Source organism: Clostridium brassicae (genome assembly GCF_026738875.1).
GTDB classification, from domain to species: Bacteria; Bacillota; Clostridia; order Clostridiales; family Clostridiaceae; genus Clostridium_H; species Clostridium_H brassicae.
This window is the reverse complement of the sequence record NZ_JAPQFJ010000029.1, coordinates 1-21,209: the sequence shown is the minus strand read 5'-3', so window position 1 is coordinate 21,209 and position 21,209 is coordinate 1. Positions and strand designations below refer to the sequence as shown.

Sequence of the window (21,209 nt, the reverse complement as noted above, 5' to 3'; positions counted from 1 at the left end):
GCCATTTTTCATATAAACTATTTTTTAAAAATATATCCACCCATAATAAAATCTTGTTTTAGGAGCCCATGGAATTAAAGAATCATATGCTCTAGCTTTTGCAGAAAACTTAGTTGTCTGCTTAACTGATGATGCCTCTCCAGTATATAATCTACCCCCATTTGTGGTAACACTTTCACCATCCCTTGTAAAATTAACGTATGCCCTTTTTACATGTTTACCTGTTTTTAAGCTATACCCTGGGCTAGATGGAATTTTAAATGAAGGAGTAAATTGAATATATCCATCATAATATAGTTGTATATGTTCCTCACACCAAGCTTTGTTAGTACTTTGTGCAGCAAATACTTTTGTACCACAAAACATACACATACATAAACTAGCTACTACCCCCATCGACATTAATCTTCTCTTTTTCATTTTACTTTCCCCCCGAAAGAATATTTTGTATTTTGTCAAGTTATATAAGCCCTATTACTTAACAAAGCTACTAAGATGATTATATAATTTAAAATCAATAATTCAATACTAATAGTACAAAACACACAAAAATGAGTATAAACGGAATTATATTACAAATTATGTTTATTTTATTTTTTTATATTTTATTAAATTAGGGTTATATCGTAAAAATACATACATATATTTACAATATCTTTAAACAAAAAAACTTATACCAATAACTTATTTAATAAAAACTTCTTATAAAGTAAAGAAGATAGATTTTAAAATCACTATCTATCTTCTTTGCTTTATACTATTTAATTATTAAACTCTATTCTAAAAACAATATAATTATCTTCCAAATATACTTTAATACTTCCATTATTTCTTTCAACTATTTTCTTTACATTGTAAAGTCCATATCCTCTATTTTTATCTTTTTTAGTTGAGAAACCTAATTTAAATATGTTATTTATAGTATTAGTCTGTATATTTTTACAAATATTTCTCACCTCTATAATGCTTTTATTTTTTTCGGCAAATATGTTTATAGAAACATTCTTGTCACTTTTATCACCTTTACTTACTTCCTCAAAAGCATTATTTAAAAGATTGCTAAGTATATCTGAAATTTCGTAGTCATTTATTTTATCCTCTAATAAAGAATTGTTTATATTAAATGTAAAGTTTATATTCATTTTTTCTGCTTCACATAGCTTATTGTATATTATAGCTTTTATTATTGTATTATCTATATATACAATATCTTCTATATCCTTATTTAAATTTCTACTATGCCCAATATAATTCTTAAGTTTATCCTTAACTGTATCTATACTAGAAACATCTATTATTCCATTTATGGTATTTATATAGTTTTTTAATTCATGCTGTTGTCTTCTTACATCATTCATCATATCTTTTAATATATTATTATATTTATTTTGTACTTCTAAAATCTTTTTTTTCTCACTTACCTTGCTTATATAATTATATAAGTATAAATTAACTCCTACTATTATGAGTAACCCTATAACAACTATATATAGGTTGTCCATAATTAAATTTTCTTCATACTTCCAAACTAATTTGCAAGCTCCTATACAAAATGCTAAATTTACTATAAAATAAATTGCTATACCAGAATGTAATTTAAAATCATACAATCGTTCTTTATTTAATACAGATTTACATATAAACATAATTAAAATGAACTCTGTTAGCGTACAACTAAGATTGAATGTAAAATTATTAAAATATGTAATTCCCATTAGCTTCATAAATATCAAAATAAGCATCTCAAATATTATATTTACACATATAAATACTACAAATTCTAATGATGTCTTAATTAAAGATTGATTATAAATAAACTTAACCAAAAATATTACTGATATAAAATAAAATATATAGTTATTTTCATAGTATAATCCAGTAATTGAGTATACCATAGCTGCAACAATTATTATTAGTAGATTTTTGATAAAACTATTTTTTTCTCCTAAAGAAAATTTATTCCATAATGTCATTAGTATCCCTAATTGAATAGAAATAACTAAAAAGTCTTGTAATACTTTCAAAATATATAATGCACCCTCCAACTATAACCTCATTTGTAACTAATTTTAAATTTTTTTACAATTGTACTCCTATATTTATAACCCAATAATGCTTTTTTATCATAGTCTTGAAAATAAATTTCACTTAATCTACTATCTATTTTCTCAATTTTTTCTATATAATTTATATTTACAGCAAATGACTTATGACTTTTGATAATATCCTCACTATCAATAATTTCTAAAAGTTTTTTTATAGATAATTTACTTGATTCATATACTTCTTTTGTTGTATAAATAAAATTCTTCCTCAATTTACTTTCTATGAAAATTATTTCATCAATATATAATTTTATATTAACTCCACTTCTCAACTCAATTATAACGTATTGCCTTTCTTTTTTTATATGTACATCTGTATTACTGTGTTTTATAAGTTTTCTTACCATACTTATTACAGTTTCTTTATCATAAGGCTTCAAAATATAATCATAACAATGTATCTCCTTAAAAGCTTGGACAAGATACTGAACATGTGTTGTTAAAAATACAATCCAACTTAACTCATACTCTCTTATCTTTCTAACCTCTATTGCCAAATCTATTCCTGAAGAATTTTTTAGAGAAATATCTATAAAAAAAATATCTATATTATGATTTTGACATATATAAAGAGCCTCATCTTTGTCTTCTGCTTCATAAAAATTTAAATTATCATAAGCTTTACAAATAATCTTTTTCAAGTTTACTCTTTGTATTCTATCATCTTCTACCAAAAGTATATTATACAATAAAATTTCACCCCTAAATAATTGCTTCATCCTTAAGCTTTAAAATACTACTATATCCTATTTTTTTAACAGTTCTTATTTCATTTAATCGTCAATTGACTTCCAAACTTTACTAAACCATTTTACCATTAGCATATATATTATTCAATTTTATGGAATTATAATAATATCTTTATATATCAGTTATAAAAAATTATAATCAATTATACTAAATAAAAAATTTCAATAATTACAAAACCTTAAATTATAGTATAATTAATAAGAACTATAAAAAATATAAGAGGTTATAATATGATTAAATACTTTAATAGAGAAACAAATAGTTATGAAATTGAAAAGGTTGCTGGAGATAAATACTTAGAGTGGACCTATTCCTCTCCTGTTGGAATGAAGTTTTTAGATATTATTATAAAGAAAAAATTATTTTCTAAATTATATGGTCAGTACTGTGATTCTAGTTTAAGTAAAAATAAAATAACAAAATTTATAAATGATTTTAATATAGATGAAAAAGAATTTAAACATGAAAAAGAAAACTACAAATGTTTCAATGATTTTTTTTCAAGAGAACTTATAGAGGATGCACGCCCTATAAACTATAATGAAAAAATAGTTATATCTCCTGGAGACGGTAGAATTTTAGCTTACGAAAATATAGATCCCGATAAACTAATTCAAGTAAAAGGACTTACCTATAGTCTTTTAGAATTATTAGAAGATGAAAATCTTGTTAAAAAATATGAAAAGGGAACTTGTGTTATATTAAGACTTTGTCCAACAGATTATCATAGATTCCACTTTATTGACAATGGTATTTGTAGTGAAACAAAAAAAATAAAAGGACTTTATTATTCTGTAAACCCAATAGCTTTAGAGAAGGTTCCAAAACTTTTTTGCCAAAACAAAAGGGAATATAGCATTTTAAACTCTGAAAACTTTGGAGATATATTATATATGGAAGTTGGAGCAACTTGTGTTGGAGCAATTCTCCAAACATATTCTTCTCTTAAAAGAGTAAAAAAGGGTGAAGAAAAAGGTTATTTTAAATTTGGTGGTTCTACCGTAATATTATTTTTTGAAAAAGATAAAATCACTATTGATAATGATATAATTGAAGAATCCAAAAAAGGATTTGAAACTAAAGTTTATATGGGAGAAAGGATTGGTCTTAAATTATAATTCTAAGACCAATCCTTTTTTTGCCTTTAATATACTTCCATTATATTCTTGTGCCGCTTCTTTTTCTAATTGGTTAAGATCTATAAAATGAGGGAAATGTGTTAGTACTAGTTCTTTAACTCCTGAATTTGAGGCAATTTTACCTGCCTGCCCTCCTGAAAGGTGTCCTTGTATCTTTCCTGCATATTCATTTAGTAAACTAGCTTCACATAAAAATACATCTGCATTTTGGGATATTTTAATAATATTATCACACCAACCAGTATCTCCACTGTAAGCTAAAACCTTTCCGTTTTCCTCTAATCTCATTCCTAATGAAGGCTCTTCATGATTCATCCACTTAAATGTTATATTTAATTCACCAAAATTAAGTGTTGTGTTTTCATTAATTTCCTTTGCTACACAAAAATTTTTATAGTTTAGTTCTTGAAATTTACCATTTAATTTGTGAGCATATATTTCTAATGGCTTATTTCTCAATCCAAAAGCAAAAGCTATTGCTATTTCATATTGAAAACAATATACATCAGATATATGATCTCCATGATAATGTGATAATATAATAGCATCTATTTTATTTATATCTACATAATTTTGAATTAAAGATAATACTCCCGAGCCACAATCTATTAGTACTTTATACTCTCCACTTTCAACTAAGTATCCAGAACATGCTTCATTCTTACTAGGAAATCCACCATAACATCCTATAACTGTTATTTTCATTTATTCATCTCCCATATTGAAAATTTTTATATACAGCATAATTTTATATTATTCTTCATTACAAAAATTATTCTTTTAAATAATCATAAATGTTAATTTGCTACGGTAAAAATATGAATAATAGAGAAATTAGATATACCTAAATTCTCTATATACACAAACATATAAGTAAACAGAGTTATATTGATAATAACTCTGTAATAAATAAATTTAGGAGTTTCTTCTAGCAAAATCTACAAATCTAAATTTATCCGTTCTATGCCTAGATTCTGTATATTGAAATAAACTAGCATCATTTAAATAAACATAGTTTCTAACCACAACTATCATATGATGATTTTCTAAATCTAAATATCGTGTATCTTCCTCTGTTACCTCTTCTACTGTAATTTCTTTTTTTGCAAAACTTATCTGAAGTCCTAATTCATTCTCAATGTACTCATATATTGAGTTTTTACATATTTCTTCGGTTAAAGAAGCTACATACTTTTTATTTATAAAGTCTTTATCTAATATAACCCTTTCTCCATCTATTTCCCTAACTCTTATAACTTGCCAAGCCTCTTCCTTTGAGCTTAAATTTAAATTTTTTATTAAAAGCTTATCTGCTTTTACAACTTGAAGTTTTTCTACAATAGTTTCACATTTTAAACCCATTTTATCAGCTAATTCTTTAAAACTTACAATTCCTGATACAGGAAAATCAAATTTATTTACTTCTAAAACCAAAGAACCTTTTCCTTTTATTTTTTGTATATATCCATTCTGCTCTAATAAAGTTAAAGCTTTTCTTATGGTATCTCTTGATACACTATACTTATTCATCAAATCATTTTCTGAAGGTAATATAGTTCTTGGTTTATATTCTTTATTTTTAATTTTTTCAGTTATTTCATCATAAATACTTAAATATTTTGCCTTCATTTTTATCACCTAACTGTATTTGATAAACACATTTTACCATTGATAAAACTATTTAACAAGGTAATATACAATAGACTCGTAGGGTCTTAAATTAACTTTTGCAAAGTCTTCATTAGAATCTTTGTAATTTGATATTAATATTTTACTTTTATATTGTTTAAAATCTATATTTTGTGGTAAATTGAATAAAATTTCTTCTCCATAGAAATTATTTATAACTAATAGCTTCTCATTCTTATACCTTCTAATGTATGCAAATATATTTTTATGATCTTTAAGAATTAGATTAAAATCACCGTAGGCTATAATATCCAGTTCTTTTCTTAAAGCTATTAGCTTTTTATAGTGATAGAAAACTGACTCCTTATCTTCTAAAGCTTTTTCTACATTAATCACATTGTAATTAGGTGCTTGTAAAATCCAAGGTGTTCCTTGTGTAAAACCTGAATTTTTATCACCACTCCATTGCATAGGAGTTCTTGAGTTATCTCTAGACTTTGCTTTAATAATTTCCATTATAGTATTTTTATCCATACCTTCTCTTAGCTTTATATTAAATATATTAAGTGTTTCAACATCCCTATATTTATTTATATCGTCGAATTTAGGATTAGTCATACCTATCTCTTCACCTTGATATATATATGGTGTACCACTCATCATGTGCACTGTAGTTGCTAACATCTTAGCTGATTCATTATGAAAGTTAATATCATCTCCGAACCTAGACACTATACGAGGCTGATCGTGATTGCACCAAAATACCGCATTCCATCCATTCCCCTTAGTTATTCCTACCTGCCACTTTTCAAATATTTCTTTTAGCTTAATAAAGTCAAAGTCTATATTTGTCCACTTTTCTCCCTCCTGATAGTCTACCTTTAAATGATGAAAATTAAATACCATTGATAGCTCTTTTTCTTCAGGGTTTGAATAAGCTATGCAATTTTCTAAAGTTGTTGAAGACATTTCTCCAACAGTAATAATATCTTCATATTTACCGAACGTTTCCCTATTTAATTCCTTTAGGTATTCATGTATTTTAGGACCATCTGTATAAAATCTACGTCCATCCCCTTCATAATCGTCTTCGAATTTAAGAGGCTTAGATATTAGATTAATAACATCAAATCTAAATCCTTTAACTCCTTTTTCTATCCAATAATTTACTATACTAAATATTTCTTTTCTAACCTCTTTATTCTCCCAATTTAAATCTGCCTGTGTTACATCGAACAAATGCAGATAATATTCATTAAACTCTTCTACCTTTTTCCAAGCAGAACCTCCAAACTTTGACTGCCAATTTGTTGGTTCCTTTCCATCCTTAGTTTCCTTGAAGATATAAAAATCCCTGTATTTATCATCCCCTTTTAAGGCTTTTTTAAACCATTCATGCTCTATTGAAGTATGGTTGAATACCATATCTAACATTACATTTAAACCTTTTTTATTTGCCTCATTTATAAGTTCTTCTAAATCATTCATAGTTCCAAAAGACGGATCTATACTACAATAATCAGCTACATCATATCCATTATCTCTTTGTGGTGATACATATACAGGAGTTAACCATATATAATCTACTCCTAAATTCTTTATATAATCTAGCTTTTCAGTAACACCCTTTAAATCCCCAATGCCATCTCCATTAGTATCTTTAAAAGATTTTGGATATATTTGATACACAACACTTTTCTTAAAATCTATCATAACAATTACTCCTTATATAAAAATGAATAGTTAAAGGGAAGCATAACACTCCCCTATTTATTTGATACATCTATTTTTTTAATACACCTTTTTTATGAAAAACTATAGTTAATATAAATGGTATTACAACTGCTATAATCATAGCTATCGCAAAAGATAGCATGTTTTGTGGCTTAATTGATAATATTCCTGGTAATCCACCAATTCCTATAGAATTTGCCATAACTTTTAATCCTACTGATGTTATCGCTGCTATAGATGATCCTATCATTGCTGGAATAGCTACTTGTTTTTCTTCTTCATCATCTTTGTTCATATAAAGCATAGCTAATACTGCAGATCCTTGTGCAATATTTGATAGAGCAATCATTGGCCATAAACTTGTTCCCCAAAACTGTGCCATTAATTGTAAATCAATTGCATTAGTCATATGGTGAAGCCCTGTAATTACTAGTGGTGCATATGCAAATCCAAAAATTGCTGCAAATAACCAGTTAAGACTTGATGTTAATCCAGTATATACTACATTTGAAATAACTGATCCTATTTTCCATCCTAATGGTCCTAATATTACATGTGCAATCAATACAGTTGGTATTAAAGATAAAAACGGAACAACTATCATAGAAATATACTCTGGAACTATCTTACGTAGCTTCAACTCCAAACTTGCAAATACGAACCCTGCTAATATAGCTGGTATGACTTGTGCTTGATAACCAATCATTTTAACTTGTGCAAAACCAAAATCCCATACTGGAATATTTGTTGCTGTTGCTACTGCATATGCATTTAAAAGTTGTGGTGATACTAAAGTAATCCCTAATACTATACCTAATATTTGAGTAGCACCCATTTTCTTTGATATAGACCAAGTTATACCTACTGGTAAGAAGAAAAATATAGCTTCACCTATTAGCCATAAAAAACTATGAACTCCAGCCCAAAATTGGTAAACTTGTATAATAGATTTAGTTCCGTTTTCTAAGAACTTAATATCTCCAATAATATTACGAAATCCTAATATTAATCCTCCTACAATAATAGCTGGAATTAGTGGTGAAAATATTTCTGCTAAATGAGCTAGTGCCTTCTGTGCTACATTCATATTTTTTTTAGCAGCTTCTTTTGCCGAATCTTTACTAACTCCATCCACACCTGAAACGTTTACAAAATCATTATAAAAATTTGTTACTTCATTTCCTACTATTACTTGAAACTGGCCTGCTTGTGTAAATGTTCCTTTTACGCACTTTATTTTTTCAATTTTATCTACATCAGCCTTCGATGGATTGTTCAAAACAAATCTCATACGGGTTACACAATGAGACACTGCTGAAATGTTATCTTTTCCGCCTATATATTCTAATAATTGTTTAGCTTCATTAGTAAACTTAGACATATAAATTCCTCCATTTATATTTTTAATATTGTTTAACCCAAACTACTTGTACGTACATGTTATATTTATATATTAACTTATACGTACAAGTGTGTCAATATTATTCTATATATTTGTTCTTAGAATATTTTCCTATTAATGGAGTATTGCTAGTATATAAAAATATAAATATGCTGTTTGTCCTATATTAAGATTATGTCCAAGATATTATAATAGGTTGCACGTTTTGTATATAAATGAATTTAATAATAAAAAAACCGTTGAAACTAATTAGTTTCAACGGTTTTATGGTGCGTCGGAGAAGATTCGAACTCCCGACCAACTGGTTCGTAGCCAGCTACTCTATCCAACTGAGCTACCGACGCATATATATTATAAAATCTATATTAACATAGGAATTATAAAAAATCAACAAATAATCCTTACTGCAGCTCAGACTATTAGGCTATAATTCCTATGTAATCTAGGGTTTGTATCCACAAACATCACTAAACATCATTAAAAAACACTCAATCTTAAATTGAGTGTTCTGGCGGAGAAACCGGGATTTGAACCCGGGCGCCGGTTACCCGACCTACGCCCTTAGCAGGGGCGCCTCTTCAGCCACTTGAGTATTTCTCCATGTGCCTTACATTTATAATGGCGGAGAGATAGGGATTCGAACCCTAGGTACGCTCTCACGTACGCCGGTTTTCAAGACCGGTGCCTTAAACCAACTCGACCATCTCTCCATAATCATTAACTTACTTTAATTATTATAATATTCAATTTTACTTTTGTCAACAAGTAAATTTATAATGGCGGAGAGATAGGGATTCGAACCCTAGGTGCGCTCTCACGCACGCCGGTTTTCAAGACCGGTGCCTTAAACCAACTCGACCATCTCTCCATCTTGCGACGATATTCATTATAGCAACTTATCGCCGCAATGTCAACTTATTTTTATTATTTTTTTATTTAATTTTATAGTTTAATCAATGATTAACATATTATTTTATCTCTGTATTTCCAGCCATATATGGTCTTAATGCTTCAGGTATAGTAACTGATCCATCTTCATTTTGGAAGTTTTCAAGAATTGCTGCTACAGTTCTACCTACTGCTACACCAGAGCCATTTAATGTATGAATATATTCTGGTTTTGCTTTAGCATTATCTTTATACCTTATATTAGCACGTCTTGCTTGGAAATCTTCAAAATTGCTGCAGCTTGATATTTCAACATATCTATCGTAACTTGGCATCCAAACTTCTATATCATATTTAAGTGCGGCTGTAAAACCTAAATCTCCTTTACAAATTCTAACTACTCTATAAGGTAGACCTAAACCTTGTAATACTGCTTCTGCATCTCTTGTTAATTTTTCTAATTCTTCATAAGAATCTTCTGGCTTAGTAAATTTAACAAGCTCTACTTTATTAAATTGATGTTGTCTTACAAGACCTCTTGTATCTCTTCCTGCAGAACCTGCTTCTGCTCTAAAACATCCACTATAAGCAGCATGTTTTATTGGAAGTTCATTACCACTTAAAACTTCATTTCTATAAAGATTAGTTACAGGAACTTCTGCAGTTGGAATTAAGAAATAACCATTATTTTCAACTTTAAAGGCGTCTTCTTCAAATTTAGGTAATTGACCTGTTCCTATCATACTATCTCTATTTACCATATATGGTGGAAGTATTTCAGTATATCCATGCTCTAATGTATGCTTATCTAAGAAATAGCTTATTATAGCTCTTTCAAGTCTCGCTCCAAGTCCTTTATATACTGTGAATCTTGAACCTGCAATCTTACCTGCTCTTTCAAAATCTAATATTCCTAAATCTACACCTATATCCCAGTGAGCTTTTGATTCAAAATCAAACTTTGTAGGATCTCCCCATCTTCTTATTTCTACATTATCTTCATCAGTTTCTCCATCTGGTACATTTGGATTCGGAATGTTAGGTATTCTAAGTAATATATACTTAATCTTTTCATCTATACCATTAAGCTCTATATCAAATTGTTTAATATCATCAGAAAGCTTTTTCATATCTGCCATTACAGTACTTGTATCTTTTCCTTCTTTTTTAAGCTTTCCTATTTCAGCTGATTCACTATTTCTTTTATTTTTTAGCACTTCAACTTCAACTAATATTTGTCTTCTTTTTTCATCAAGAGCTATAACTTCATCTATAGCTTTTGGATCAAAATCTTCACCTCTGCCCTTCATAGCTTCTTTTATTGCATCTGGATTAGTTCTAATTTTCTTTAAATCTAACATGTATATTCCTCCTAATATTATGTTTTTTATATTTGCAAATAAACTATTAATATTCAAATTTCACTTTAATAATAAATTAAGCTATTAAACTATTTAGACTATTATAATAAAACAAAATAAAAAAAGTCTTTTCGCCTACTTTAATTAGTAGGGACGAAAAAACTCCGCGTTGCCACCCTAGTTGATTTACATAAATATAAATCCTCTTTATATAAGTTTAACGGACTTACCGTACTGCTCATCACAATCCCTCAGAGGTGGATTCACATAATAAATAGTATCGATTCTCACCTACCATCGACTCTCTTAAACCTACTATTAAGTTACTAGCCTCTTCAACAGTTTAAATATAGATTTTAAATAATTATAAATTATAAAGCTAGAAATTGTCAACACTAACTTTTATTTTGGTATATTTTTAGAACAAATTATGTCTACCCCAGTGTTTAAAATATTTCTACATATTATATCCCCCATGCTTATTGGAATACCAACATGAATTCTACTTAATGCTTTAGAACATTCTATAAAAAGACCTTTATCTATAGCTTTAGTACTTCTTACAGGAACTACTTTAAATTGTGATCCTTTTATTCTTATAACAGTTGTAAAAATCTCTTTAGGCTCCCCCATAACACATACCCCCAAGCAATCTTACATTTCGTCAAACTCTTTTATTCTGTTCAATAAAATCTTAGATTTCTTTGAATCTTTCACTATATCAGTTAAATTTTTGTTTGTTTCTCTAGCTAAAATGGATACTATTTTATTTAAACAATAAGAACTTCTACAACTTCCTGCACCAGCACCAGTCCTCCTTTTTATTCCTTCAACTGTACGTGCCCCAAGAGGTCTTCTTATTGAGTCTATTATTTCACCTTCTGTAACCATATTGCATAAACATATTATTTTTCCATATCTTTTATCTAAACTAATTATTTTCTGTCTTTCTTCATTAGACATATCTCTAAATTTATATATTTCTCTTCTTTTATCGTTAAAATCACTTTTTAGTTTACAATTTAAATTACTTACTACGGTTTCACATATTGTCTTTGCTATAGAAGGCGTCATTGTAACCTCAGCATAGTTTTTACCTGCTACCTTTATATAACCTTTATCAACTAAACTATCATCTATCCTTATAGTATTATCGTAAAAAAAAGATTCATAAAAAGCATGTATATCCTCTGTTCTTAATTCTGGAATAAATTTATTTATTTTCTTATAGCATTTTTCATAATTTAAATCCTCTTTTGTTTTTAATGCTACTATGTAATTTTCCTTAATTGTGGGATAAAAATATATGAATTCATCTTTATCATAACTAAAAATTGTATTAGAAATATATTTTTTTAAACCTTTGTCTATTACAAAGTACTTTAAATAGCCATCTACTTCACAATCCACATCTTTAAAACCATCTATATTATAATCTTCTGGAGTAGTATTTATAACCATTCTACATGTAAATTTATTTTTATTAGTTTCTACTTTAAAGCCTTTATTTATTTTACTTATGCTTTCTACTTTTTCCTCTAACTTAAAGGCTACTCCATTATCAAAAGCTACTTCTCCATAAGCTATTCCTAATTCATAAGGAGAAATCACACCTGTATTTTGTGAATATAAAACCTTATTAGTTTTTATGTTCAAATTAGGTTCTAATTCATAAACACATTTTCCATCTAGAAGTGATATATTACATACTCCCCTTTTTATTGATGTATTATACATATTTTCTAATTTTGTATCCTCATCTTCATTCTGAGACACAATTAGAATTGGCTGTTTTTTATATGGAATATTAAACTTATGAGATAATTCCTTTATAATTGCATTTCCCATGAGTTCAAGCTTACCCATTATATCGGATTGACACTGTATCCCATCATATATTATTGCTGAATTTACTAAAGCAACATCATCTACTATATCATAATCTTTTTCTATAAGAGCAATATTTAAACTGTACTTAGATAATTCATAAGCCACAGCACAGCCTATTAGTCCCCCACCTAACACTAGCACATCATAATCCATATTTTTCCTCCAAATAACGTTCCTATATATACTAATATTAAAAATTAAATTTTGAACCCTATTATATTATAATCTTTTTTCACAAGAATGCCCAGTTAGTGTTTTTTTAAATAAAATAAAGGTAATCAAATTAAACCGATTACCTCTTTATATTACCTATTATTATATTCTAATAATAATTCTTTCATTTTGCCTTTATTTATAGGTTTATATAAAATTTTATCAATGTATTCCATGCAACTACCATAAAAGTCACCTATCCATCCAGTCATAAGACAAAAATATGTGTCTTTATTCATTTTTTTAACTGACTGTGCTACCTCTATCCCATTTAAATTAGGCATAGAAAAATCAGATATTACTATATTATATTTACGTTTTTGTAACTCTCTTTCTATTTTCTCAATACTTTCTCCATTTATTTTCTTTACTTTGCATTCACATATTGACTTAATCATATCTCCTACAACATTTCTTATATTCTCTTTATCATCTATAACTAAAACATTACCTGTAAAATCAATATCCTTATTAGTATTTACCTCTCTTATAATATTCTCTTCTTTTTTACATATAGGTAACTTTATTTTAAAAGCTGTACCTAAGTTTTCCTCGCTTTCAACTTCTATAGTACCTCCATATGATTGTATTATTTTATAGGAAACACTAAGTCCTAGACCTGAACCACCTTCACCTTTAGTAGTAAAAAAAGGTTCAAATATTCTCTTCTGTGTTTCTTCATTCATTCCAATACCATTGTCTCGTATTTCTACTAAAACATAATTATCGTCTGTATTTTTACTCAGTATCTGAATTTTGCCACCTTGAGGCATAGCATCAATTGAATTATTTATAAGGTTTATAAACACTTCTCTTATCTCTGTTGAATCTCCTTCTACTTTAGAATTAAATTCTAATTTTGTGGCTATCTTTATTCTTATCCTATTTAATGCACTTTCCGTAATCCTTTTATTTTCTATTAAATGAATAACATCTGTTAAAATTTCATTTATATTAAATATTTCTTTTTTATTAATTTCATTATAATTTTTTGTCAATTTTTTAATTTTGTTAGTTATGTTAGTAGCATCGTAAGTGCACATTTCTATAATATCTAAATGCTTTATAATAGCTCTGTCCTTATTAAATTTATCTTTTAATAATTGAACTGAACCTATAACAGGAGTTAATATATTATTTATATCATGAGCTATCCCTGCAGACATTTCTCCAACAACTCTAAGTTTTTCATTTTCTAGAAATTTTTTTTGTAGCTCAAAAAATTTTTTATGTTCAATTAAAAGATAAAATAATGTTCTACAAATAGATTCTATATACTCAAGGCTGTCTTTAGAAAGGCTATTACTGGCTGTATATCTCCCCACCCATATAACACCTCTCATATCATCACCATATTCTACATTTATACCCATTATACATAGTATACCTATTTCACTTAACTTATCTTTTAACAACCCTTCCATATTGCTAGTTTCTATAAAAACACTATTCCCTGTAGATAATACTTGTTCATTTAAATCTTTTTCTAACCTTATTACATCAATATCATTCATCATATAATACTTATGCTTTTTAGTTACTCCAAAACAACTATCTAAAGATAAAATATTTTCTTTTATCTTTTCCGCTGTACATACCACACAAAAATCAAGATCACACACATCTCTTAGTTTATTTATTATATTGCTTTTGAATTCACTTTTAGGTATATTAAGCATAGTTTCATTAAATAAAACTAAATTTCTATTTTGGCTCTTAACTTCTGCATAAGATTGAAGAAAATAAGATGCTTTTTCTATCTCTTCCTTACCATTGAAATAAAGTTCTCTTCCCTTATCACAAACTACTAGAGTATTAAATTCCTTGCAAAAAGTTTCAAATATGTCTCCTTGATACCTTGTATTATTCATATAAACAACACTTTTTATATTATTGAATAAACCTGTATTTAAAACATTTCTAATATAATAAATTGATTCTTCTAAAGCTTCTTTTTTCTTTAATATATTTTTTAAATCCCATAGTATTCTACAATTATTATAATGATTATCAATAAAACTCTCCATTAGATGTGGTAAAATCTTAGAAATATAATTATTAGAATCATATATCTCTATTAATATATTTTTCTCAGTTATATTTTTTTTTACATAATCGCAATCTTTATTAAAAATTTTTTCTAATTCTTTACAATATATAGTATCTGTAATAATCACAACTTTTTCTTTATTATTTATACCTTCTAATATGTAATTTTTTAAATATCCTGGAAAATTCTCGACAGAAAGCTTCTCTGTGCTTACACATATACAGCTATTTTGAAGCATATGTTTTATCACCTCATATCAACCTATGAATTAATTCATTCGACATATTTCTATTAATTCCTTCATTTTATAAGGATTTTATAAAAAATAAAGAAGCCATATATAATATATTTTTCTGCATTTTTTAGTACATACTTTAGATATTATATAGACTTCTTTGATTTTTATGATTTGTATATGCAATTTAAATCAGATATTTTCTACTTATTTTATATTATTTAATGTTTCACCTAATTTTTTTATATATTCTCCATATTTAGCCCAATCACCACTTTTTTGAGCTTCTAACGCCTTACTATAAAGCTCTTTTGCTTGTTTTATGATTGGATCATTTTTCATAGGAACGGTACTATTATCTATAACTTTTTTCTCATTATCCTTATCTTCATAATCAAAAAGTTGTTTTAATCCCGTTTCTATATCTGGAGCTAAAATCATTCTATCTTCATAAGATACAACAACCCTCTTCATTTCAGGAATACTTCGTTCACCTTGAGCTCTTAAATATATAGGCTCAACATATAATAAAGAATTAGCTACTGGAACTATCATTGTATCTCCAAATTGCACTTTAGATCCTTCTTTATTCCATAATGATAATTCTTTTGATATAGCCGTATCCTGGTTTATTTTTTGTTTAAATAGTATAGGACTATTTACAGTTCTAGGTAATTTATATAAAACTAATTTACCATAGTTATCTTTATCCATCCTTGCTGCCATTAAAGCTATCATATTCTCTCTTTGATATTGGTTAAAGTACTGTATCAAAACCATCTCTTCTTTTGGCTCACCTGGTAATTTCATTATAACATAAGAAGCTGCATTTATATTATCTTTTCCTTCCACTTGTTTCTGATTTTTAGCTATATCCCAAATATTTGGACTTCCAAAAAATGAATCTGCATCATCTACATGATACTTTTCCATGACCTTACATTGCGTTATAAAATACTGATCAGGATATCTAAAATGCTCCTTAAACCCTTTTGGTAATTCATTAATATCTTTAAAAAGTTTTGGGAAAATTTTAGAATAGGTATTTATTATAGGTTCATTTTTATCAACTATATAAAAGTTTGTTGTTCCATCAACAGTATCAATAATAACTTTTGCTGAATTTCTCATATAGTTGACTCCATTCATAGGTTCTGAAAAAGGATACCTGTTAGAAGCTGTATAGGCATCAATGATCCAATATAACCTTCCGTTATTAACTACTAAATATGGATCTTTATCATACATTAAAAATGGTGCTATTTTTTTAATCCTATTAGTAATGCTTCTGTTTATTAAAATTCTACTGTCTGCATTTATATCTCTTGAAAGTAAGAAATTTATATCTTTTTGGTTTATAGCAAATAGAATTCTGTTAAAAAGATTCATCTTTATGCCTGCTTTTCCGTCATATTTATTATTAGTATTTTCTTCACTTTCTTTTGGATAATCTAATTCTTCTAGTTTAGTATTAACTATACAATATTCTTTAGTTTTTTCTCCAAAATAGATTCTAGGATTGTCTATTTTAATACCAGATACATTCTTTATTGGCATATCATTTACAACAAAATCAGGTTTTCCCTCACTTGTAACAGAGTTAACTTTACTCATAACTAGTCCATATCCATGAGTATAAATAAGATGTTTACTCTGCCATGTACTAGCCTTTTCTTTAAGCTTATCATATTCTAGTTCTCTTGCTGATACAAATACTTGAGTGTATTTTCCATTTATATTATACCTATCTATGTCTACATCATTAAATTGATAATAACTCTTTTTGCTCTCAACCTGATTATAAAATTCTAAAGCTGGAGAAACAGAATTTATTTTTATATTATCTATAGTATCCCTATTTTTACTTATAACTTCTTTATTTAAATTATTATCTAAGTTATACACTTTCTCTTCTATATTATCTATACCAAATCCTTTTTTAGTATATTTAATGTTATATTCTATATAAGGAGTTTCTAACCTTTTCTCATTAGACTTTACAATAAAATTTTCCCATACTCCAGAAACTACTTTTTCAGAAAAAATTAAAGCAATAATTAATACTGAAAATATAACTATAGGTCTAACTTTTGATTTTAAAACACTTATAAAAATTACAATAGCTGATATCAATGAAGCAACTACTATTATTTTATAAAATCTCAGCGTTACATGGGTATCTGTATAACTAGCTCCAAAAGCTACCCCTCTTGGGGAATATACCAAATTCCAAGCTTTAATAGCATATTCTAAAGATATAAAAATTAAAGCAAGTGATCCAACAACAGCTAATTGCTTTCCTGCAAATCTTGTAAGACCACTTTTAAACCCAGTAGCCTTATTACTATTTGCTGATTGATTTTCATCTCTATGACGACCAAAAACTATTTTATCTTTAGTATTCATTGATATATATATCACAATTGTAACAAAAACTAAAAATAGTATAAGTGATATAGCTGCCTTATTTATAGATTCAATCAAAGGTAATTTAAATATATAAAAAGATATATCTTTATTAAAAAGTGGATCTTTTACATTGAATGATTGACCATTAGCAAATTCTAATATCGTATACCAATAAGCTGATGCAAAATTAAAAGATACAAACAATGAAATTAAAGCATCAACTATTAAAATTATATTTTTTTCTCTTTTATCTTTTATGCTATTTACTTCAACTACAGTATTCCATTTAATAATACTCTTTTTAATGCTTTTATAATAAAACCATATACCAATAAAACAAATTAAAAAAATAGGTATCATAAGTTTTAAAACAGCACTTATCTTAGTAAAATAAACAGATAAGTATCCCATCTCTTTAAACCATTTAATATTTATTATAAAATTAACTATTTTATTTAAAAAAACTATTATTAAAACTATTATAAAAATACCTATACCCCAAAAATCTCTCTTCTTCATTTATTCACCTCTTATCCATCCTTAATATTCTACCTAATGTAGAATATTTAATCTCAATTGCTCCTGCAGGACACAATTCCTGACAACAAAAGCATCTTATACATCTAGTCATATCCCATGTAGGTATTTTCTTCTTGCCATTTATATCAATCATATTTATTACTTTAGGATTCTCAGGGCAAACCTCTTCACAGCGTGAGCATCCTACACATTTATCCTTTATCAAAACAGGATTTGGAGCTATCATATCTCTTAGGAAATTAGTAACTGTAGGATTTATAAAATAGAAGTTTCCTCCTTTTCTAGACAGTTTGAAATTTTTCGCTTTCATTTGCTTTAAACTTTCACCTAAAATTTCAATTTCCTCTGGAAGAACTGCTCCCCATTTATTATCATATACTTCTTTTAAAATAGGAGTATCAAGCGGATCTTCATACCCTATAAGTCTTGCAGCAACAGAGTCTACTGCTGAAAGACTTTCTCCCATTATTATAGTATCCATTTTTTTAGGACTACCATTCTTAGGTCCATTTCCCTCCATAGCTATAATACCATCTAATATTGCAAAATTCGTATGGACTAAAGTATTTAAGTCTAGTAACATTTTACAAAAATTATTAGCATGAGGCATTCTAGTATGCCAAGTTGCTTTTTGAGTTCCTGGTATACATCCAAACTGATTTTTTATAGCTGCTGTAAAATATGCCATAGCATGAGTTTTTAATTTTGGTAGAGTAATTAGCACATCCGCTTCATATGCTGATTTAGCCACATTCCAAGATTTACACAAAATAGAATCTTCAAATTTTACATGAACACTTTCTTTAAATTCATCAAACTTCACATTATATTTATTTGCAACTTCCATTAATCCTGATTTTTCTGCTGCTCTTTTAGAATCACCAAATCCAGGTGAATCACCAAAAGAAATTTCACTAGAATAATCTTTTAGAATTCTAATTACCGATTCAAAAACTTTATAATTTGTAATTACTGGAGACTCTCTATTCTCAACACTAAGCATATTAGGTTTTAGAAGTACTTTACTCCCTCTTGGAATAAGTCTCTTTAGAAAAGTATCTCCTCCTAACAATTCAAATCCATATCTCAATTTTTCTTCAATCAAATCAACATCATAATCACTACATCTTAAAAGAGCAACTTTCTCTTTTTGAATATTTTGATTTTGAATCATATATTATCCATCCTTTGATAAGCTTATAATACTATACATTAAAATTCATCAACAAGATAACACCTATCTTTTAATTCAGATACTATCTTATTTATAATCTCCTCTGTATCAGCCTCTATTGTATGCAAATGTATTCCTTTTGTAAGGGCTAAAAGTGGCTCTGCATCATATTGTTTTACTTTATTTATAAAACTTTCAACATCATATAAAGTCTTTATCATAAGCATAGCTTTTATCTCACCATATAGTGGATGCTCAATTATAACATCCTTTATTACTCCCCCATACTTAACAATAGCCTTTAACTCATCTTCTATATTATCTCTATCATGACATAAAGGTAAAATCTTCTCAACCTTTTTATTTTCATCTCTAGGAATTAAATATCCCTCTGGAGTAGCTATTATTTCTGCCCCTCTTGCTCTCAATATAGCTACATCTTTTACTATAATCTGCCTTGTTACATTTAACTCTTCTGCTATATCTTGCCCTTTTTTAGGAGTATTACAACTTCTTAATAATTTTTCTATATATTTTCTTCTTTCTTCTGCATTCACTAAATCACCACCTATTTATATCTTTTTTCATTATCAATTCTTATTATCACATTGTTTTAATATATCTAATTCCTTATCTCCAATTATATCGTTATTATGATGATTTTTTATTAAATATAAGAATCTTTCATCATAATTATACTTTTTTAGAATTTTGTATCCATTTTCAGGATGATTATAAAACACATCAACAACTTTATATTTCTTATACTTTTTCATTTTTTCTTTAAATAACTTATTTAGTACTACCATAAATGACTTTTCTATTAAATTAGTACTGTATTCAATTTTACCTATATCATGTAATAACGCAGCCTTAATTAATATCTTATTATAAGTATTATTTTTTAAACAAATCTTTTCCGCATCCATAGCTGTTTTTATACAATGTTTTTTCTCATGTTCATTTAATCTATTAAATAGCATTAATTCTTTCTCGTTAAGATGTTGTTTTAAGAAATTTTCATCTTGAAAATCAATTCTAGAAGTTATTCCCCAATAAAATTGCTTTATTCTGTATAAAGCCATTTTATATTCTCCTTCCTTTTTATAGTGGTATTTACTTCTATTTATATTATATTTTACATTTATTAATTAATATTATCAATATTTATTGAGTATAAAAAAAACAGCCTTTTAAAAGACTGTTTTTAAATGGTGGAGATAAAGAGATTCGAACTCTTGACCCCCTGCGTGCAAGGCAGGTGCTCTCCCAACTGAGCTATACCCCCATATGGTGGACCTTCAGGGACTCGAACCCCGGACCTACCGGTTATGAGCCGGTTGCTCTAACCAACTGAGCTAAAGATCCATGTTATTTACCTGGCGGCGACCTACTCTTCCACACCGTCTCCAGTGCAGTACCATCGGCGCTTTGAAGCTTAACCTTCGTGTTCGGAATGGGAACGGGTGTTACCTTCAAGCCATAACCACCAGATATTCATTGGTTAGTTGACATTTTAAAATTGTTTGAATTATTCTTTCAAAATTGCACAGTGATGTTCGCTCGTAACCAATTACCTAGTCACTGGTTACTTTTATTTGATCAAGCCCTCGACCTATTAGTATCAGTCAGCTTAACATGTTACCACGCTTACACCTCTGACCTATCAACCTGGTAGTCTTCCAGGGGT

At 27.7% G+C, this 21,209-nt stretch carries 16 protein-coding genes, 6 tRNA genes, 2 rRNA genes and 1 other annotated feature; of the genes, 1 reads left to right on the top strand and 23 read right to left on the bottom strand.

Going from position 1 to position 21,209, the window contains the following annotated elements:
- Positions 1-24: 24 nt before the first annotated feature.
- The 3 genes from OW729_RS17825 to OW729_RS17815 all read right to left on the bottom strand — a co-directional run bounded on the left by OW729_RS17825 (position 25) and on the right by OW729_RS17815 (position 2,794).
- Entirely contained in the window at positions 25-420 is a 396-nt protein-coding gene (locus OW729_RS17825) for a hypothetical protein (RefSeq protein ID WP_268062898.1), read from the bottom strand.
- A 341-nt stretch (positions 421-761) separates the two neighbouring features.
- Complete coding sequence (locus OW729_RS17820; RefSeq protein WP_268062897.1) at positions 762-2,024, bottom strand: sensor histidine kinase; 1,263 nt, start codon at positions 2,022-2,024, stop codon at positions 762-764.
- 29 nt (positions 2,025-2,053) lie between these two features.
- On the bottom strand, positions 2,054-2,794 hold the full coding sequence (locus OW729_RS17815; protein WP_268062896.1) for a LytR/AlgR family response regulator transcription factor: 741 nt from the start codon (positions 2,792-2,794) through the stop codon (positions 2,054-2,056).
- Between the two features lie 291 nt (positions 2,795-3,085).
- On the opposite strand from OW729_RS17815, the gene OW729_RS17810 reads away from it, so the two are divergent.
- On the top strand, positions 3,086-3,973 hold the full coding sequence (locus OW729_RS17810; RefSeq protein ID WP_268062895.1) for a phosphatidylserine decarboxylase: 888 nt from the start codon (positions 3,086-3,088) through the stop codon (positions 3,971-3,973).
- On the opposite strand, the gene OW729_RS17805 is transcribed toward OW729_RS17810, so the two are convergent.
- From OW729_RS17805 to OW729_RS17710, 20 genes are all read right to left on the bottom strand, one after another.
- Entirely contained in the window at positions 3,968-4,699 is a 732-nt protein-coding gene (locus OW729_RS17805) for an MBL fold metallo-hydrolase (protein WP_268062894.1), read from the bottom strand. The two genes, OW729_RS17810 and OW729_RS17805, sit on opposite strands and share 6 nt — an antisense overlap.
- A gap of 210 nt (positions 4,700-4,909) precedes the next feature.
- On the bottom strand, positions 4,910-5,623 hold the full coding sequence (treR, locus tag OW729_RS17800; protein WP_268062893.1) for a trehalose operon repressor: 714 nt from the start codon (positions 5,621-5,623) through the stop codon (positions 4,910-4,912).
- A 48-nt stretch (positions 5,624-5,671) separates the two neighbouring features.
- Positions 5,672-7,336, bottom strand: a complete 1,665-nt coding sequence (treC, locus tag OW729_RS17795) for an alpha,alpha-phosphotrehalase (protein ID WP_268062892.1) — start codon at positions 7,334-7,336, stop codon at positions 5,672-5,674.
- Positions 7,337-7,406: 70 nt separating this feature from the next.
- Positions 7,407-8,738 carry a PTS trehalose transporter subunit IIBC gene (treB, locus tag OW729_RS17790; RefSeq protein WP_268062891.1) on the bottom strand — a complete coding sequence of 444 codons (1,332 nt, stop codon included), beginning with the start codon at positions 8,736-8,738 and terminating at the stop codon, positions 7,407-7,409.
- 288 nt (positions 8,739-9,026) lie between these two features.
- Positions 9,027-9,103 (bottom strand) — tRNA-Arg (locus tag OW729_RS17785).
- A 165-nt stretch (positions 9,104-9,268) separates the two neighbouring features.
- Positions 9,269-9,359: transfer RNA gene (locus OW729_RS17780), tRNA-Ser, on the bottom strand.
- Positions 9,360-9,378: 19 nt separating this feature from the next.
- Positions 9,379-9,469, bottom strand: a tRNA-Ser gene (locus OW729_RS17775).
- Positions 9,470-9,536: 67 nt separating this feature from the next.
- Positions 9,537-9,627 (bottom strand) — tRNA-Ser (locus OW729_RS17770).
- A gap of 100 nt (positions 9,628-9,727) precedes the next feature.
- Positions 9,728-11,008 carry a serine--tRNA ligase gene (gene serS, locus OW729_RS17765; RefSeq protein ID WP_268062890.1) on the bottom strand — a complete coding sequence of 427 codons (1,281 nt, stop codon included), beginning with the start codon at positions 11,006-11,008 and terminating at the stop codon, positions 9,728-9,730.
- 146 nt (positions 11,009-11,154) lie between these two features.
- Positions 11,155-11,356 (bottom strand) — a binding site (T-box leader).
- A gap of 54 nt (positions 11,357-11,410) precedes the next feature.
- A complete protein-coding gene (locus OW729_RS17760; protein ID WP_268062889.1) occupies positions 11,411-11,641 on the bottom strand; it encodes a DUF1667 domain-containing protein in 231 nt (76 codons plus the stop codon).
- A 21-nt stretch (positions 11,642-11,662) separates the two neighbouring features.
- The gene (locus OW729_RS17755) at positions 11,663-13,051 is read right to left on the bottom strand and encodes an NAD(P)/FAD-dependent oxidoreductase (protein WP_268062888.1); all 1,389 of its coding nucleotides are present in this window, start codon (positions 13,049-13,051) and stop codon (positions 11,663-11,665) included.
- A 152-nt stretch (positions 13,052-13,203) separates the two neighbouring features.
- The gene (locus tag OW729_RS17750) at positions 13,204-15,399 is read right to left on the bottom strand and encodes a hybrid sensor histidine kinase/response regulator (RefSeq protein ID WP_268062887.1); all 2,196 of its coding nucleotides are present in this window, start codon (positions 15,397-15,399) and stop codon (positions 13,204-13,206) included.
- 204 nt (positions 15,400-15,603) lie between these two features.
- A complete protein-coding gene (locus tag OW729_RS17745; protein ID WP_268062886.1) occupies positions 15,604-18,324 on the bottom strand; it encodes a UPF0182 family protein in 2,721 nt (906 codons plus the stop codon).
- 4 nt (positions 18,325-18,328) lie between these two features.
- Entirely contained in the window at positions 18,329-19,519 is a 1,191-nt protein-coding gene (locus OW729_RS17740) for a DUF362 domain-containing protein (protein ID WP_268062885.1), read from the bottom strand.
- A 38-nt stretch (positions 19,520-19,557) separates the two neighbouring features.
- Positions 19,558-20,076 (bottom strand): transcription repressor NadR, encoded by a 519-nt coding sequence (locus tag OW729_RS17735; RefSeq protein WP_268062884.1) that lies wholly within the window; start codon positions 20,074-20,076, stop codon positions 19,558-19,560.
- Positions 20,077-20,109: 33 nt separating this feature from the next.
- Entirely contained in the window at positions 20,110-20,604 is a 495-nt protein-coding gene (locus OW729_RS17730) for an HDIG domain-containing metalloprotein (protein ID WP_268062883.1), read from the bottom strand.
- 127 nt (positions 20,605-20,731) lie between these two features.
- Positions 20,732-20,807, bottom strand: a tRNA-Ala gene (locus tag OW729_RS17725).
- Between the two features lie 3 nt (positions 20,808-20,810).
- Positions 20,811-20,887, bottom strand: a tRNA-Ile gene (locus OW729_RS17720).
- Between the two features lie 9 nt (positions 20,888-20,896).
- A 5S ribosomal RNA gene (gene rrf / locus OW729_RS17715) occupies positions 20,897-21,013 on the bottom strand.
- Between the two features lie 104 nt (positions 21,014-21,117).
- A 23S ribosomal RNA gene (locus OW729_RS17710) occupies positions 21,118-21,209 on the bottom strand; the annotation flags it as partial.